Raw genomic sequence first — 16,269 nt, forward strand, 5'->3', positions numbered from 1 at the left:
AACCGGATTGCGCCTTACCGTATGGAAAGGCCCGATCCCTGGATCAGGCCCGCCATTGCTCAATCTTGAGCTTGCTCAGGGGTTACGGTTTGGCAAGAATTGGCCCTGACCGAGGGATAACCCGGTCAGGGCTTTGTCGTTGGAGCAGGCTTACAGGAAGCCCATCGTCCGCGAGCCGAAGTTCCCAATCCCCGGCACCACCAGGCTCAGCTCACTGTCGGACACGCCGAACCAGCGCGCCATCGTCGCCGCGAACTGGTCGACCGACGTGGTGGGCAGCAGGCGGCCCTGGCCAACGTCATCCGGCCCGTTGACCGAGACCGACGGCGCCGTGCCGTAGAACTGCTTGCCCTTGACCGCGCCGCCCACCACGAAGTGGTGCGAGCCCCAGCCGTGGTCCGAGCCGTCGCCGTTCGACACCAGCGTGCGGCCGAAGTCCGATGCCGTGAAGGCGGTCACGCTGTTGGCGATGCCGAGTTCCACCGTGTTGGCGTAGAACGCCGTCATCGCTTCGGACACTTTGGCCAACAGGGCCGGGTGCTGATATGGCAGGCCGTCATGCAGGTCGAAGCCACCCATCGACACCATGAACACCTGACGCTTGGTGCCCAGCGCGCTGCGCGCCGAGATCAGCTTGGCCACCATCTGCAACTGGGCAGCCAGCGGGTTGTCCGCCGGATAGGGAGTGGTGGAAGTCGGGATGCCGGCCAGCGCCGCCCCGACCTGCGCTTCCGCCGCGATGGAACGGCTGGTCACACGGGCGTATTCGTTTTCAAGGACGTGCGTGCTGGATCCGGTGATCAACGACTTGAGCGCCGCGCTGCACGCGTTCGAGCCATACAGACCGCTCTTGGTGGGCCACATCGACACGGGGCCCGACGGGCTGACCTGGTACTGCAGGGCCGAGTCCCCCGACAGGTAGACGGCGTTGCCGGACACGGAAATGCAGGTGAAGACCGAGCTGCCGTTATTGGCCATGGCCAGGTCACCCATGCGGCCACCCCAGCCACGCGTGGCGCCTTCGGTCTGCGACGACTGCCAGATGGATTGCTGGTCGTTGTGCGAGAACAGCTTGGGAGGCAGCGGCACCGACCGCGCCTGGTATTGCGCCAGCGTGGTCGGCACCCGCAGCGGACCCACGTTCAACTGCACCGCCATGCGGCCGTTGTCGAACAGTTGCTTGAGACCGGTCATTTGCGGCGCCAGGGCCAGCTTCATGCCGTTGGGCAGGGCTGTGGTTGGATCGAGGGTGGTGCCGGCCAGGCTGGCCTGGGGCAGGCCGAGGCCGCCGCGGATCGTGGCGTACTTGGCATAGTTGGCCGAGTCGACCGGGATCACGGTGTTGCCATGATCGTTGCCGCCGTACAGGAAGACGCAGACCAGCGCCTTGTAGTCCGACGCCGTGAAGGCGGCGGCTTCGCCAATGGCGGCAAGGTTGAGTGCCCACGGCGTGGCCACGCCGGCCAGTCCGAGTTGACCCGCGCGGCGCAGGAAGGCGCGGCGGGCAAGCTGGCCCGAAGAATGGAGAGGAGTCATGGCGGGGCCTATTTCTGGACGATGTATTGCGGGGAAGCCATCACCAACAGGATGGCGGCGTAGACCCGGTTCTTCAGACCGTCGGCCGACCCGGCCGAGATCGACGACACGGCGGTCACGATGGTGTTCAGGGTCGCAGCGCTGAGTTGCCGGCCCGTCATCAACAAGTTGACGCGGTCCACCAATGCGGTGGCGTCGGCGGCGATGCTGAGTTCCTTGGTGTAGTTGGGCACCAGTTGCACGAAGCCCTTGCGGACGGTGTCGGCCATGAAGTTGATGTAGCAGGCGACGGTCGATTCGTTGGTGATCTGGAATTCGGGCGCCACCTGGCCGGTGGCGGCCAATGCGGTATCCGGCGGCACATACCCTGGACGGAAGAAGTTGAATACCGATGACGAATAGAACGGGCTTTGGCCCAGGGCCCACGAGCTGCTGTTCAGGTCGCCAAGCGTCCATTCGCCCGACGGCGAGCTGGCGTTGAAGGTGCGTGCCCACTGGATGAATCGGATCATGGGTTCGCGCAGCTTGCCCCAGGTCGGGCCGCCGGCGATGCTGCCGCTGCGGGCTTCGTCGTCGAGCAGGATGGCGCGGATCACGGCCTTCAGGTCACCGCGGACACCCGATCCGTTGTTGTTCCAGACCGCCGACACACGGCCGATATAGGCCGGGCTGGGATTGCTGGTCACCAGACGCTGGATCAGCTGGCGGCCGATGAAGGGCGCCACGTTTGGATGGTTGGCCAGGGTGTCGAGCGCCATCTTGAGCGCGGTTGCGCCGTCGGTGCCGGCCGCGACATTGGTTCCCAGGAAGCTGGCGGCGCTGGTCGAATGCAACGAGGCATTGAGCTTCATCGGCAGGCGCACCTGCACCGGGTTTTCCTGCGTGTGGCCTTGCGTGTAGTCGTAGTCCCAGCCCGTGAAGACGCTGGCCATGGCCGATACGGTGGCCTGGTTGTAGGTTTCAATCGGCTGACCGTTGCCGTCGGTCTTGAGCGTGCCATCCTGGTTCAGCTCGTACAGGCCAATCGAGAACAGTTGCATGACTTCGCGGCCAAAGTTCTCGTCGGGCGCGCGGCCTGTCGACGGGTTGGCTTTCTGGTTGCCTCGCACGTTCAGGAAGTAGCCCATGGCCGGATTCAGCGTGACCGCTTCGAGCAACTGGCGATAGGTGCCAAAGGCATTGCTGGACAGCATGTCCCAGTAGGCGGCCAGCAGGAACAGCGGCCGTTCGGCGCCCTGCACGTTTTCGGCAGCGACCACGAAAATTTCGGACAGGGCCAGCGCGACACGTTTGCGCACGGCGTCGCCGCTCATGATGAGCTGATGCCACGCCATGTAGTTGATCGGGAAGAAGTTGCCGTTCTGGTTGCTGCCGTTCAGGCCGCGGCTGATCAGCCAGTCCCAGCCGCTGATGGCGGACGGGGTGTTGAACTGCTGGTCCAGCCAGGCCTTGTAACCCATCGTCTGCACCGCGGAGATTTCCGCGTCCGAGGCCGAGAACTGCGCTTGCTGCAGGAAGCGAGACGCCTCGGCGGCCGTCGGCGCGATGGTGGGCTGCGGGGTCGGCTCGGGCGTCGGCTGCGGAGTGGGCGTGGGATCCGGCGTCGGTGTTGGCGTCGGGGTCGGATCCGGCGTTGGCGTTGGCGTTGGCGTTGGCGTTGGCGTTGGCGTTGGCGTTGGCGTTGGCGTTGGCGTCGGCGTTGGCGTCGGTGTTGGCGTCGGCGTCGGCGTTGGGGTCGGGGTCGGCGTCGGCGTTGGCGTCGGCGTTGGCGTTGGCGTCGGCGTGGCTACCGCCGATCCGACTTCCGCGCCGCCTTCACCGCCACCGCACGCGGCAAGCACCGTTGCGGCCAATGCCGACGGCCAGGCAAACAGCGACGACCGCACCGTATTGAGCAGGCCGTTCGATGCGGGCGTCGCGGAGACGTCTTCCGGTTCAGGCATGGCGACGCCGGTCACGGCGTCATCGATCGTCACGTTGGACGCGATCGGGTCGTCAAGGCTGGGATGAGTGCTCAAGGTATTCCGCCGCTGCAAAGGGTCGGGCGCTTTGAGGCACCCAACTATGTAGAATCTATATTTACGTGGTAATCCTTACAAATAGTGAACGACTGCGGTCTTGTACATCGTTTGAAAAGGACTACTTTCCCGGTCCTAATCTTGTCTGTCTCAAAATTGACGACACTTCCCGAAAAGCCCGATATAACAGGGTTTTACGTATGCATGACTGTCGCGAAGTAAGAGCTAAGCCTACATACTTCAGGACCTATACCGCTTCCCGTTGAGCAGCCAGGCCAATACTGTCAAAAGTTCACTTCAGAACGAGTAAGGAATACAACCCACAGCGCGGCTGCGCGTCCCTGACACATCCTCTGACAGACATTCCCTTACACAAGGTTGACACCCAGTCCGGAAGAAGGACGAAAAAACCGGCCACTTGGGCCGGTCGTTGTTGCTGCAAACACCACAGTTCCTTCAAGGCTGCAACCGCTTGGTCACGCCAATGTCACCCGGACGTCATCGGAACGTCATCCTGACGTCACCCGGACCTCACCCGGACGTCACGCCAACATCGTGCCAACTTTACGCCGAGATCCCGCGGGTCAGGTGGCAGTCGTGTGGTCCAGACCGATGCATGAACGAAAAAAGCCGGATCATCTAAAGATGATCCGGCTTTCCGATTCTTGGTCGGGGCGAGAGGATTCGAACCTCCGACTCCTGCGTCCCGAACGCAGTACTCTACCGGGCTGAGCTACGCCCCGACGGTAACGCTGGTTTTGATCGGTTGCCCGATCACGGGATTTCTTTCAGCGATCTCGATTGACCGCGAAAGCGCAGAATTCTATCAAAGAATTCCTGAAATCGGAAATGGGATAGGTCTCCAACGCCTGGCGCGCCGCATCGGCTTCTTCGATCGCGCGCTGACGGGTATAGGCCAGCGCGTCGGACTCGCGGATCGCCGCGGCAACGGCCGCAAAATCGCCTTCCCCGGTTTCGATGGCATCGCGGATCAACGCCTGCTGCGACGGCGTGCCGACGTTCATGACGCGGATCAGGGGCAGCGTGGGTTTGCCTTCGCGCAAGTCGTCGCCCAGGTTCTTGCCCAGCGCGTCGGCATCGCCGCTGTAATCGAGCACGTCGTCGATCAACTGGAATGCCGTGCCGATGCGGCGGCCGAATTCCGTAGCCGCGGCTTCCTGTTCCGGGGTGGCGCCAGCCAGCACGGCGCCCAGTTGCGACGATGCCTCGAACAAACGCGCGGTCTTGTAGCGGACCACCTGGAAGTAGCGTTCTTCGGTCACCAGGGGATCGTGCACGTTCAACAGCTGCAGCACCTCGCCTTCGGCGATCACATTGGTGGCGTCGGCAAGGATCTGCATGACCCGCACGGATCCGGTTTCGACCATCATCTGGAACGAGCGGGAGTGCAGGAAGTCGCCCACCAGCACGCTGGCGGCATTGCCGAACACCGCATTGGCGGTGGGACGGCCGCGGCGCAGGCTGGATTCGTCGACGACGTCGTCGTGCAGCAGAGTGGCCGTATGGATGAATTCGACCACCGCCGCCATCAAGTGATGGTTGGTGCCCTGGTAATTGAGAGAGCGCGCGATCAACAATAACAATGCAGGCCGCATCCGCTTGCCGCCCGCGCCGATGATGTAATCGGCAATGGTGCGGATGAGCGGCACATCGGAGTCGAGACGCGCGCGGATCACGGCATCGACAGCTTTCATGTCGTCGGCGATCGGGGCAAACAGCGTAGGCAGGCTCAAGGGGAATCCGGGCGGCAAACTGGCTGCCGAAGGTCGAGTGCACAACCGGCGGCCAGGACAGTGATCAATGACCGAGAACCCCGGTCGGCGGCAGAGCTGCAGGTTGCCCCGCAGTCAGTCGGCGCATCGGGGAAACCCCGGCGCGCGTTCCCGGATTATACGGTGCTGCGCGCCCGCCACGGCTCAGGTTGACGCCGTGAAACAAGTCTTGCTATAGTCGCATGTTCACCCTGTCAAAAGGATGAATACGTGCGCGTTCGAAGTATTGAATGCGGACGGACAGACGGCGAAGGACAGACGGCGAAGTTGACGCCGTATCAGCGGCGCATGATGTTAACCGCCGATGCTAACCGCCGTATCAGCCGGCGCATGATGAAATCCTGCCCGCAATCCCCTTGGAATGCATTCCGGCGGATTTCGCGTCAGCTGATTGAAAAGTACAGCCGTACAGGTGCAGCAGTACCAGTGCAGCAGTACAAGCACAGCACGACAAGCATTACCCTGCGCATTGCTGCCGGACGTTGTCCGCCGCGGCTTTGCAAACAACCCAAGAAAGAAGCTAGAGGTTATCCCATGTACGCGGTCATAAAAACCGGTGGCAAGCAGTATCGCGTTGCCGCTGGTGAAAAATTGAAGATAGAACAGATACCGGCAGACATTGGGCAAGAAATCACGCTGGACCAGGTACTGGCAGTGGGTGAAGGCGATCAGATCGTGATCGGCGCTCCCCTCCTGACCACCGCGGTCGTTACGGCAACGATTCTTGCACACGGTCGTCATGACAAGGTCCGCATTTTCAAGATGCGTCGGCGCAAGCACTACCAGAAGCGCCAGGGCCACCGTCAGAACTACACCGAAATCCAGATCGGCACCATCACCGCCTAAATTGGCTTGATGTTGCGCGGTTTGCCGGTGTAGCGGGCAAGAATCTTAAGAGTAGTAGGAGTTCAAAATGGCACAGAAAAAGGGCGGCGGTTCGACACGGAACGGCCGCGACTCAGAATCAAAGCGCCTGGGCGTCAAAGCCTACGGCGGTCAAGTCATCTCGGCGGGTTCGATCATCGTGCGTCAGCGCGGTACGCGTTTCCACGCTGGCGTGAACGTTGGCATGGGCAAGGACCACACCCTGTTCGCGCTGAGCGAAGGCCGTGTGACGTTCTCGTTCAAGGGCGCCCTGCGCAAGCAGGTCGTCTCGATCGTTCCCGCCTGATAGACGTCAGCCCTGCGCGGCGGGCCTTCGCGCCTGCCACGTGGTGCGGCGCCTAGGTCGTGCACAATGGGTCCTGTCGCTCGCGTGGCAGGACCTTTGTCTTTTGCAGTCCCTGTTGTTGCAGTCCCTGTTGTTGCAGCCTCTGTTGTTGCACTCCCCCTTTCCAGCGTCGGATTGCGTGACGCTGTTTTGCCGTTGATTCACAGCGGCGGCTCTTCTATGCGGTACAGATCATGAAATTCGTCGACGAAGCCACCATCGAAGTCATTGCCGGCAAGGGCGGCAACGGCGTGGCGAGCTTTCGCCGCGAAAAATTCATCCCCTTCGGCGGCCCCGATGGCGGCGACGGCGGCCGCGGCGGCACGATCTACGCGATCGCCGACCGCAACATCAACACCCTGATCGATTACCGGTACGCCCGGCTGCACCGCGCCCAGAACGGCGAACAGGGCAGCGGGTCCGACCGGTACGGCGCGGGCGGCAAGGACATTACCCTGCGGATGCCCGTCGGCACGATCGTGCATGACGCGGACACCGGTGAATTCCTGTTCGACCTGTCGACCCATGGGCAGCGCGTGGTGCTGGCGGCAGGTGGCGCTGGCGGACTGGGCAACCTGCACTTCAAGTCGAGCACGAACCGCGCGCCGCGCCAGTTCACGTTTGGCGCCGAAGGCGGTCAGCGCAAGCTCAAGCTGGAATTGAAGGTGCTGGCCGACGTGGGCCTGCTGGGCATGCCGAACGCCGGCAAGTCCACCCTGATCCGCAAGGTGTCGAACGCGCGGCCCAAGGTGGCCGATTATCCCTTCACCACCTTGCATCCGAACCTGGGCGTGGTCCGGACCGATACCGATCGCAGCTTCGTGATTGCCGATATTCCCGGGTTGATCGAAGGCGCATCCGACGGCGCGGGGCTGGGTCACCAGTTCCTGCGTCACTTGTCGCGCACCCGCGTGCTGCTGCACCTGGTGGACGTGGCCCCGCTGGACGCGTCGGTCGACCCGGTGCACGAAGCGCGCGCGATCGTCGAAGAACTGCGCCGGTACGACGAAGAGCTTTATAACAAGCCGCGCTGGCTGATCCTGAACAAGCTGGACATGGTCGATGACCCCAAGGGCCTGCAGGAAGCCTTCTGCTACGAACTGGGCTGGGATGGTCCGGTATTCGGAATCTCGGCCCTGAGCGGGGCCGGCACCCAGGAACTGGTGTGGGCGTTGCAGAACTGGCTGGATGAGCAACGCCTGGCCGAACAGGCTTTTGACCAGGACTCGCGTTTTGCCGACAGCCGATCGGCAGCGTCCGCCAAAGCGGAACATGACGCGGCCATGTCGGCGGCGCAGGCGGGTGTGGATGCCGGTGACTACCCCGGGTCGGACACCCACTCCGGCCGCGGCGCGCATGGCAACGCCGCCATTCGCGACGAAGACCAGGACGACCAGGACGGCGAAGCCTTCGTCAAGCGCAGCGACGACCCCCGCTTCCGTTAAATCGTCAGGTCCTTCCCGATGACATCGACTTCAGTGATCGCCGAGGCCAAGCGCCTGGTAGTAAAGGTGGGCTCTTCCCTTGTGACCGACGAGGGTCGCGGCCTGGATCGCCAGGCCTTGGCCCGGTGGTCGGCGCAGATCGCGCGGCTGCGCGCGATGGGCAAGGATGTGGTGCTGGTGTCGAGCGGCGCGATTGCCGAAGGCATGCTGCGCCTGGGTTGGGACAAACGCCCTACCCACATCCCCGAATTGCAGGCTGCCGCCGCTGTGGGGCAGATGGGCCTGGCGCAGGCCTATGAAACCAGCTTTGCGCAACATGGCATCCATACCGCGCAGATCCTGCTGACCCATGACGACCTGTCGGACCGCCGCCGCTACCTGAACGCGCGGTCGACGCTGTTCACGCTGCTGCGCCTGGGCGTCGTGCCCATCATCAACGAAAACGACACGGTCGTGACCGACGAGATCAAGTTCGGCGACAACGATACGCTCGGATCGCTCGTGACCAACCTGATCGAGGCCGATGCGCTCGTGATCCTGACGGATCAGGCGGGGCTGTACTCGGCCGACCCCCGCAAGCAGCCCGACGCCCGCTTCATCTCGCTGGCCAACGCCGGCGACCCGGCGCTGGAACTGATGGCTGGCGGCGCGGGCAGCAGCCTCGGCCGCGGCGGCATGCTGACCAAGATTCTGGCCGCCAAACGCGCGGCCGGCAGCGGCGCGCACACGGTGATTGCGTCGGGTCGCGAGCCCAACATCCTGGAACGCCTTGCTGGCGGCGAATGCATCGGCACCGAACTGCGTGCGTCCGTCCCCATGCTGTCGGCGCGCAAGCAGTGGCTGGCGGATCATCTGCAATTGCGCGGGCGGATCACGCTGGACGAAGGCGCCGCCAAGGCGCTGACGCGCGACGGCAAGAGCCTGCTGCCGATTGGCGTCACAGCCGTGGAAGGTGATTTCGAGCGGGGGATGTGGTGGCGTGCATCGACGCAACGGGTCAGGAACTGGCCCGGGGGCTGATCAATTATTCAGCCAGCGACACGCGGCGCATCATGCGCAAGGCGTCCAGTCAGATCGCCGCGATCCTGGGCAGCATGGAAGCGCCTGAACTGATGCATCGCGACAACCTGGTGGTTCGGTAAGCAGGACCCGTCAGCGAAACAATTCAGGCGCCGTCGAATCCGCGTAGCGCGTCCAGTTCCGCAAACGGTAGACCAGATCCTGCGGCCGCAACGCAGCCGGGCCACCGCCGGTGCAGAACACCCCGTTGCGCAGCACCTGTTGCACCGTGTCGGTATCGATCAGCCGCCAGTCTTCCCGGTACGGCCGTTCCCAGCCCGTGCCCTTGCGCAACGTGGCGACCGGCCGCCATTCCTTGCTGCGGCAGCGGATCGACTCGTAGCTTGCCGTTTCGGCGCCCCGATCGCTGACCTGGTACAGCGTATAACGAACGATGCCGCCAGGCGCGATGCCCACCGACCGCGGGTCGATCCCGAAATCGAAGGTGCGGTTCTGCCGCACGGACATCGGTTCGATCGGCAGAAGGTCAGCCTTGGTCGGCACGGGCGGCAACTGGGTCTTCAGTTCTTCCCAGCCCGCATCGGGCAGCATCTTGTCTTCGTCCAGATCGTCGAGCAGGTAGGTGCCCGGCGGCCGCGGCGCGCCGCATGCCGCCAGCCCGGCCACGAGACCCAGGGCCACCCCGCCTGGGCGGCGCGGCGCATCCAGGAACGTCCGTGGGCGCGATCAGGCAAGGCATCAGACGACGCGGCGGCCGCCCCGTCGCGGGCGGCCGCCGAAGCAGGCGCAGGTGTCCCAGCAGTCAAAAGCATCATTCGATTTCCGGCGCGCCGCTCTTCAGCGACGGTTGTTCTTCGGTTTGCGTGCGGCGATGCGTGCCGACGTGCTGACGCAGGTAGCGCGTTTCGTGGCTGCGGCGAAACAGCACCAGCGACAGCTCGTTCAGCGCCAGCGTGTACACATCGCGCTTGAATTCGATCACGGCGTCCAAGGGGACCCAGTAATCGCTCCAGCGCCACGCATCGAATTCCGGATGCGTGGACGCGCGCAGGCAGACATCACAGTCCCGGCCCAGCATTCGCAGCAGGAACCAGATCTGTTTTTGTCCCTTGTAGTGCCCTCTCCATTCGCGTCTGACGAAATGATCGGGCACGTTATAGCGTAACCAGTCTCGCGTTCTTCCCAAGATACGGACATGCTCGGGCTTCAAGCCCACTTCTTCATAGAGCTCGCGGAACATGGCTTGCGCAGGGCTTTCGCCGTGCTTGATGCCCCCTGCGGAAACTGCCAGGAGTGTTCGTTGATTCGCTTGCCCCAAAAGACCTCGTTACGTTGATTCACGAGGATGATGCCGACGTTGGGACGGTAACCTTCGCGGTCAAGCATGAGCCACCCCAGCGATTCTCATACAATTGAGTCGATTATAGGCCCGAGGGGGCCGAACCCACATTTACTCTCGTGAGCAACGCAATGCGCGCATCGCAGTTCCATATCAGCACGCTCAAGGAAGCGCCGGCCGAAGCCGAAATCGCCAGTCATCAATTGATGACCCGCGCAGGCATGATCCGCAAGTTGGCGGGCGGCATCTACAACTACATGCCCCTGGGCCTGCGTGTGATCCGCAAGGTCGAAGGCATCATCCGCGACGAAATGCAGCGCGCCGGCGCGCTCGAATTGCTGATGCCTCTGGTGCAGCCGGCCGAGCTCTGGCAGGAAACCGGCCGCTGGGAACTCTACGGCCCGGAATTGCTGCGCATCAAGGACCGGCATGGCCGCGATTTCGTGCTGCAGCCGACGTCGGAAGAAGTCATCACCGACATCGCGCGCAACGAGATCCACAGCTGGCGCCAGCTGCCCAAGAATTTCTTCCATATCCAGACCAAGTTCCGCGACGAACGCCGCCCGCGCTTTGGCGTGATGCGCGGCCGCGAATTCACCATGAAGGACGCGTATTCGTTCGATCGTGATGAAGCGTCGGCGCAAAAGAGCTACGACGTGATGTACGCCGCGTACATGCGGATTTTCGAACGCATGGGCCTGACGTTCCGCGCGGTGGCGGCCGACACCGGTTCGATCGGCGGTTCGCGCAGCCATGAATTCCAGGTGATTGCCGATACCGGCGAAGACCTGCTGGTCTACAACCCCGATACCCAATACGCCGCCAATATCGAGCTGGCCGAAGCGCCCTGCTTGATTGCCGAGCGTGCCGCCGCCGTCCAGCCGCTGACCAAGGTGTCGACGCCGGGCGCAGGCAAGTGCGAAGCCGTGGCCGAGATGCTCAAGCTGCCCCTGTCGCAACAGGTCAAGACCCTGGCGATCGCGGTCGAGCCCGAAACGGCCGGGCAGCCGGCCGAGATCTGGGCCCTGCTGCTGCGTGCCGATCACGACCTCAACGAAATCAAGGCCGGCAAGATCGACGGCCTGAAGCGCGGCTTCCGGTTTGCGACCGATGACGAAATCGTGGCGCACTTCGGCTGCCGCCCGGGCTTTATCGGCCCCATCGGCACGGCCAGGCCCATTCGTACGATCGTGGATCGCACCGTGGCGAATATGAACGATTTCGTGTGTGGCGCGAACGAAGCCGACTTCCACTACATCGGCGCCAACTGGGGCCGCGACCTGCCCGAGCCGACCCTGGTGGCCGACCTGCGCAACGTGGTGGCGGGCGATCCGTCGCCCGACGGCAATGGCACGCTTGCCATCCAGCGCGGCATTGAAGTGGGTCACGTGTTCTACCTGGGCACCAAGTATTCGGCGGCCTTGAAGGCGACCTACCTGGACGAGACCGGCAAGCCGGCCCTGCTCGAAATGGGCTGCTACGGCATTGGCGTGACCCGGCTGCTGGGCGCCGCCATCGAACAGAACCACGACGCCAAGGGCATCATGTGGCCCCGCGCGCTGGCGCCGTTCGAAGTCGTGATCTGCCCGGTGGGCTGGGGCAAGAGCGAAGCCGTGCGCGACGAGGCCACCCGCCTGTACGAGCAATTGCAGGCGCAGGGCGTGGACGTGCTGCTGGATGACCGTGACGAGCGGCCCGGCGTCATGTTTGCCGACTGGGAACTGATCGGCGTGCCGGTGCGCGTGACCGTGGGCGATCGCAGCCTGAAAGATGGCGTGATCGAACTTCAGGGCCGCCGCGACAGCGCATCGACCAAGGTCGAAGTCGCGCGCGGGCTGGAAGAGACGCTGGCGAAGCTGGCTGGCGCGGTGTAAGTGGCGCGACCGGAACGGTAAATTCGTTCCACTCGACGTAATAAGAAAGGGAGACGCTTCACGGCGTCTCCCTTTTTATCGAGGATCCCCGGGCGGAACTTCGTACGCGCGGCCTGTTGCGCGGGATCCCGCCGGGTGCTGATTCCGAACGCCTATCTTTTCTACTTTCCCAGCAACGCGATCATTCGCGCCTGCATGTCGATGTCCGGATACGGCCCGACGCCGGCCTGCACGTTGTCACGCATGTGCTGCGGCTTGCCCGTGCCCGGAATGGCGCACGTGATGGCCGGGTGCGCCAACACGAACTTCAGCAGCAGCTGCGCCCACGATGTACAGCCGATCTCGCCCGCCCACGACGGCAGGGCCTGGCCGCCCAGCGATCGCAACAGGCCCCCGCCGCCGAACGGCTGGTTCACGATCACGGCCACGCCACGGTCCGCCGCCAGCGGCAGCAGGCGCTGCGCGGCCGCGCGATCATCCAGCGCATAGTTCAGCTGCACGAAGTCGAGCTTTTCAGACTTCAGGACGGCTTCGAGCTGGGCGTGCGCGCTGGCCGTGTAGTGGGTCACTCCCAGATAGCGGATGCGTCCTTCGTCTTTCCACGCTCGCAGCGTCGGCAAATGCGTCTTCCAGTCCACCAGGTTGTGGATCTGCATGAGTTCGAGCTTGTCGTCGCGCAGCAGGCGCATGGATTCACGCATCTGCGCGATGCCGGCGTCGCGGCCCTGCGTCCACACCTTCGTGGCCAGGAAGGCACGGCCGTGCGCCTCGTTCGTGAAGCCGTCCATGAGGGCGAGCACGTCGCCCGTCACCTTTTCGGACGCGCCATACATGGGCGAGCTGTCGATGACCGTACCGCCGGCATCGAACAGCACCTGGAGCACTTCGGCCAATGGCGCGCGGTCTTGCGGCCGGTCGCCCACGTCAAACGTGCGCCAGGTGCCCACGCCGATGACCGGCAAGGTTTCGCCGCTGGAAGGAATACGGCGGCGATGCATCTGGCCCGAGGCGGCTGCCGTACCGGCCGCATCGGCCGACTGGGCAGCCGCCTGATCCGGTGAAGGCGGCGGCGACGACGTGGCGCCAGACGCCGGATTGGCGCCCACCGACGGCGTCTTGGCCAGCGGAGGCGGATCGACGCGGCCGGACTGCACCGCGGTGGCGGCGTTCAATGCGCGGGCGGCGGCATCGGAAGCGGCCGACGCGCGAGCCGTGCCGGGGGTCAGACCCAGGGAGCCTGCCACGGCCGCGCCCGCACTGGCCACGCCGAGTCGCAAGAAATCGGCGCGGGTCATCCGCGCGTCGGGAACGCGTTGCTGCGTGGTTCGCTTCATCGTGCCTCCTGATCGAAGATGCGGCGCGGCTTATTCACGAGCGCTCCAGCCGCGCGGCCGCAGGGGTGTCACGCCGCCCCTTCCGCATTACTTCATGCCGGGCAGGCCCTTCATGCCCTTCAATGCCTTCATGCCGCCCATGGCCCGCATCATCTTGGCCATGCCGCCCTTCTTCATTTGCTTCATCATCGACTGCATCTGTTCGAACTGCGACAGCATGCGGTTGATTTCCTGGACCGGCACGCCTGATCCCGCCGCAATGCGCCGCTTGCGCGAGGCCTTGAGCAGTTCCGGCTTGGCCCGTTCCATTTCCGTCATGGAATTCAGGATGCCTTCCATGCGGCGGATCTGACGCGAGGCCTGCTTGCTGTCGACCTGCGACGCCGCCTGCGAAAACTGCGCCGGGAGCTTTTCCAGCAGCGAACCCATGTCGCCCATGTTCTTCATTTGCGCGATCTGGGCGCGGAAGTCGTTCAGGTCGAACTTGTCGCCGGCCTTCATCTTGGCGGCGAGCTTTTGCGCCTCGTCGACGTTGATGGCCTTTTGCGCCTCTTCGACCAGCGACAGGATGTCGCCCATGCCCAGCACGCGCTGCGCCATCCGTTCCGGATGGAACGGTTCCAGGCCGGCCAGCTTTTCGGATACGCCCACGAACTTGAGCGGCTTGCCCGTGACGTGACGCACCGACAGCGCCGCGCCGCCGCGCGCATCGCCGTCCAGCTTGGTCAGCACGACGCCGGTCAATGGCAGCGCTTCGTTGAAGGCCTTGGCGACGTTGACCGCGTCCTGACCCAGCATGGCGTCGACCACGAACAGCGTTTCGATCGGCTTGAGCAGGGCGTGCAGCGCACGGATTTCCTGCATCATGGCTTCATCAATGCCCAGACGGCCGGCCGTGTCGACGATGAGCACGTCGTGGTGATGGCGTTTGGCGAAATCCAGCGCGTTGCGGGCGATGTCTTCGGGTTTCTGGTCGGCCGACGACGGCATGAAGTCAACGCCTGCCTGACCCGCGACGGTCTTCAGCTGTTCGATAGCGGCCGGACGGTACACGTCGGCGCTGACCACCAGCACTTTCTTCTTGCCTGACTTGTGGCCGTTCTGGCTGTGGCCGCCTTCGGCCAGCCAGCGGGCCAGCTTGCCGGTGGTGGTGGTCTTGCCCGAGCCCTGCAAGCCGGCCATCAGGATGATGGCGGGGGGCTGCTGCGCCAGCGACAGTTCGCTGGCATGCGGGCCCAGGTCGCCGCCCATCAGGGACGTCAGTTCCTTGTGGACCACGCCCACCAGGGCCTGGCCCGGCGTCAGGCTGTTGGCGACTTCCTCGCCCAACGCCTTTTCTTTGACGCGCGACACGAATTCGCGCACGACCGGCAGCGAGACGTCGGCCTCGAGCAGCGCCAGGCGCACTTCGCGCAGCATGTCCTGCGTATTGGCCTCGGTCAGTCGGGCTTCGCCGCGCAGCGTCTTGACGACGCGCGACAGGCGGTTGGTAAGGTTATCAAGCATGACTGGGTTCGCTTACACTTCCATATGGATATGGGAATTGTATTGCACGCACTGGCCGCGGCCGGTTACGCCGTTTTGGCGGTAGCCGCCTGGCGCGCCGTTTCCTCGCACCCCGAAGCCCGGGCGGGCAGGTCCGAACGTATCGGCCTTGCCCTGGTGCTGCTCGTCCATGGGATTGCGGTGCAGCAGGGCATGCTGGGGGATGGCGACCTGCGCCTGGGCTTTGCGCTGGGCGTGTCGGCGGCCTTGTGGATGGGGCTGGTCGTGTTCTGGGGCGAAAGCCTGTGGATCGCGATCGACGGCTTGCGCCTGTGGTTGATGCCGATCGGCGCCATCGCCACCCTGCTGGTGCTGCTGTTTCCCGATGGCCGGGTGATCGCACATGCCGACAGCGGCTGGCTGCGGGTGCACCTGGCCATTTCGCTATCGGCCTACGCCATGATCACGATCGCCGCGCTGCATGCCTTGCTGATGGCGTCGGCCGACCGCCGGCTGCATGAACTGTCGACCGACGCCGCCGTGCCCGCCTCCCGCACGGGCCAGGTGCTGGCGCGGCTGTTCGACGCCATGCCGCCGTTGCTGATGCTGGAACGCCTGCTGTTCCGTTTGATCTGGGTAGGTTTCGTGCTGCTGACCCTGGCGGTCATGACCGGCATCATCATTTCGGAAGCGCTGTCGGGCAAACCGCTGCCTTTCGACCACAAGACCGTCTTTACCCTGCTGTCATGGCTGACCTTCGGCCTGCTGCTGCTGGGGCGGCAGGTCTGGGGGTGGCGCGGCCGTATCGCGCTGCGCTGGACCCTGACCGGCTTTGCCCTGTTGCTTCTAGCGTATACCGGCAGCCGTTTCGTGCTGGAAGTCATTCTTCACCGCTAAGCTGACGGTATTCCCTTTCTTTGACCTGCTATGAGCAAGCTTCTGTTCTGGATCGTGATCATTCTGGTGGCGCTGGTGGTCGCGCGGCTGCTGGCGCAAAAGGCTACCCGGGGCGCACCGCCCACGCCGTCATCGCGCCATCGCTACCCGCCAGGCGCTCGGCCCGGGGCCAAAGACAGCCCTGGCAGCGAATTGATGGTGCGCTGCGCCCACTGCGGCATCCAGCTGCCGACCGACGAAGCCGTGCGGCGCAAGGGCTATAACTACTGCGGGCTTGCGCATTCGCTGCGCGGCCCGAAGACCTGATTGGGCGCCGCC

Annotated in this window: 12 protein-coding genes, 1 tRNA gene and 2 pseudogenes; 7 read left to right on the forward strand and 8 right to left on the reverse strand. The window is 64.1% G+C overall.

Annotated elements, in window-relative coordinates:
* Positions 1-150: 150 nt before the first annotated feature.
* The 4 genes from ACNANG_RS09415 to ispB form a co-directional block, all read right to left on the reverse strand.
* Complete coding sequence (locus tag ACNANG_RS09415; protein WP_420226975.1) at positions 151-1,536, reverse strand: DUF1501 domain-containing protein; 1,386 nt, start codon at positions 1,534-1,536, stop codon at positions 151-153.
* Positions 1,537-1,544: 8 nt separating this feature from the next.
* Positions 1,545-3,554, reverse strand: coding sequence for a DUF1800 domain-containing protein (locus ACNANG_RS09420; RefSeq protein WP_420226976.1), 2,010 nt, complete (start codon positions 3,552-3,554; stop codon positions 1,545-1,547).
* A gap of 666 nt (positions 3,555-4,220) precedes the next feature.
* Positions 4,221-4,297 (reverse strand) — tRNA-Pro (locus tag ACNANG_RS09425).
* A gap of 45 nt (positions 4,298-4,342) precedes the next feature.
* The gene (gene ispB, locus ACNANG_RS09430; RefSeq protein ID WP_420226977.1) at positions 4,343-5,308 is read right to left on the reverse strand and encodes an octaprenyl diphosphate synthase; all 966 of its coding nucleotides are present in this window, start codon (positions 5,306-5,308) and stop codon (positions 4,343-4,345) included.
* Between the two features lie 573 nt (positions 5,309-5,881).
* Here ispB and rplU point away from each other — a divergent pair.
* The 4 genes and pseudogenes from rplU (at position 5,882) to proB (ending at position 9,144) form a co-directional block, all read left to right on the forward strand.
* Positions 5,882-6,193, forward strand: coding sequence for a 50S ribosomal protein L21 (gene rplU, locus ACNANG_RS09435; protein ID WP_420227496.1), 312 nt, complete (start codon positions 5,882-5,884; stop codon positions 6,191-6,193).
* Positions 6,194-6,260: 67 nt separating this feature from the next.
* The gene (gene rpmA / locus ACNANG_RS09440; protein ID WP_420226978.1) at positions 6,261-6,518 is read left to right on the forward strand and encodes a 50S ribosomal protein L27; all 258 of its coding nucleotides are present in this window, start codon (positions 6,261-6,263) and stop codon (positions 6,516-6,518) included.
* A 233-nt stretch (positions 6,519-6,751) separates the two neighbouring features.
* The gene (gene obgE, locus ACNANG_RS09445) at positions 6,752-8,002 is read left to right on the forward strand and encodes a GTPase ObgE (RefSeq protein ID WP_420226979.1); all 1,251 of its coding nucleotides are present in this window, start codon (positions 6,752-6,754) and stop codon (positions 8,000-8,002) included.
* An 18-nt stretch (positions 8,003-8,020) separates the two neighbouring features.
* Positions 8,021-9,144: pseudogene (gene proB, locus ACNANG_RS09450) on the forward strand (glutamate 5-kinase).
* A 10-nt stretch (positions 9,145-9,154) separates the two neighbouring features.
* Here the strand turns inward: proB and ACNANG_RS09455 are convergent.
* Both ACNANG_RS09455 and ACNANG_RS09460 read right to left on the reverse strand, forming a co-directional pair.
* Entirely contained in the window at positions 9,155-9,703 is a 549-nt protein-coding gene (locus tag ACNANG_RS09455; RefSeq protein WP_420226980.1) for a CNP1-like family protein, read from the reverse strand.
* 130 nt (positions 9,704-9,833) lie between these two features.
* Positions 9,834-10,408 (reverse strand): annotated as a pseudogene (locus ACNANG_RS09460) (RNA pyrophosphohydrolase).
* Between the two features lie 84 nt (positions 10,409-10,492).
* Between ACNANG_RS09460 and ACNANG_RS09465 the strand changes: the two are divergent.
* Complete coding sequence (locus ACNANG_RS09465) at positions 10,493-12,235, forward strand: proline--tRNA ligase (RefSeq protein WP_420226981.1); 1,743 nt, start codon at positions 10,493-10,495, stop codon at positions 12,233-12,235.
* Between the two features lie 161 nt (positions 12,236-12,396).
* Here the strand turns inward: ACNANG_RS09465 and ACNANG_RS09470 are convergent, their stop codons facing one another.
* Positions 12,397-13,569 carry an aldo/keto reductase gene (locus ACNANG_RS09470; protein ID WP_420226982.1) on the reverse strand — a complete coding sequence of 391 codons (1,173 nt, stop codon included), beginning with the start codon at positions 13,567-13,569 and terminating at the stop codon, positions 12,397-12,399.
* An 87-nt stretch (positions 13,570-13,656) separates the two neighbouring features.
* A complete protein-coding gene (ffh, locus tag ACNANG_RS09475; protein WP_420226983.1) occupies positions 13,657-15,075 on the reverse strand; it encodes a signal recognition particle protein in 1,419 nt (472 codons plus the stop codon).
* A 24-nt stretch (positions 15,076-15,099) separates the two neighbouring features.
* Here ffh and ACNANG_RS09480 point away from each other — a divergent pair, with 24 nt between their 5' ends.
* Both ACNANG_RS09480 and ACNANG_RS09485 read left to right on the forward strand, forming a co-directional pair.
* Positions 15,100-15,951, forward strand: coding sequence for a cytochrome C assembly family protein (locus ACNANG_RS09480; RefSeq protein WP_420226984.1), 852 nt, complete (start codon positions 15,100-15,102; stop codon positions 15,949-15,951).
* A gap of 30 nt (positions 15,952-15,981) precedes the next feature.
* The gene (locus tag ACNANG_RS09485) at positions 15,982-16,257 is read left to right on the forward strand and encodes a PP0621 family protein (RefSeq protein WP_420226985.1); all 276 of its coding nucleotides are present in this window, start codon (positions 15,982-15,984) and stop codon (positions 16,255-16,257) included.
* The last annotated feature ends 12 nt before the right edge of the window (positions 16,258-16,269 follow it).

Origin of the sequence: Pigmentiphaga litoralis, assembly GCF_048632615.1 — a bacterium.
Taxonomy (GTDB): domain Bacteria; phylum Pseudomonadota; class Gammaproteobacteria; order Burkholderiales; family Burkholderiaceae_B; genus Pigmentiphaga; species Pigmentiphaga litoralis_B.

What these genes read in the sequence shown, in the direction of transcription:
- ACNANG_RS09415 (WP_420226975.1), bottom strand. Translation starts at nt 1,536, where the DNA reads ATGACTCCTCTCCATTCTTCGGGCCAGCTTGCCCGCCGCGCCTTCCTG.
- rplU (WP_420227496.1), top strand. Translation starts at nt 5,882, where the DNA reads ATGTACGCGGTCATAAAAACCGGTGGCAAGCAGTATCGCGTTGCCGCT.
- rpmA (WP_420226978.1), top strand. Translation starts at nt 6,261, where the DNA reads ATGGCACAGAAAAAGGGCGGCGGTTCGACACGGAACGGCCGCGACTCA.
- obgE (WP_420226979.1), top strand. Translation starts at nt 6,752, where the DNA reads ATGAAATTCGTCGACGAAGCCACCATCGAAGTCATTGCCGGCAAGGGC.
- ACNANG_RS09465 (WP_420226981.1), top strand. Translation starts at nt 10,493, where the DNA reads ATGCGCGCATCGCAGTTCCATATCAGCACGCTCAAGGAAGCGCCGGCC.
- ACNANG_RS09470 (WP_420226982.1), bottom strand. Translation starts at nt 13,569, where the DNA reads ATGAAGCGAACCACGCAGCAACGCGTTCCCGACGCGCGGATGACCCGC.
- ffh (WP_420226983.1), bottom strand. Translation starts at nt 15,075, where the DNA reads ATGCTTGATAACCTTACCAACCGCCTGTCGCGCGTCGTCAAGACGCTG.
- ACNANG_RS09480 (WP_420226984.1), top strand. Translation starts at nt 15,100, where the DNA reads ATGGATATGGGAATTGTATTGCACGCACTGGCCGCGGCCGGTTACGCC.
- ACNANG_RS09485 (WP_420226985.1), top strand. Translation starts at nt 15,982, where the DNA reads ATGAGCAAGCTTCTGTTCTGGATCGTGATCATTCTGGTGGCGCTGGTG.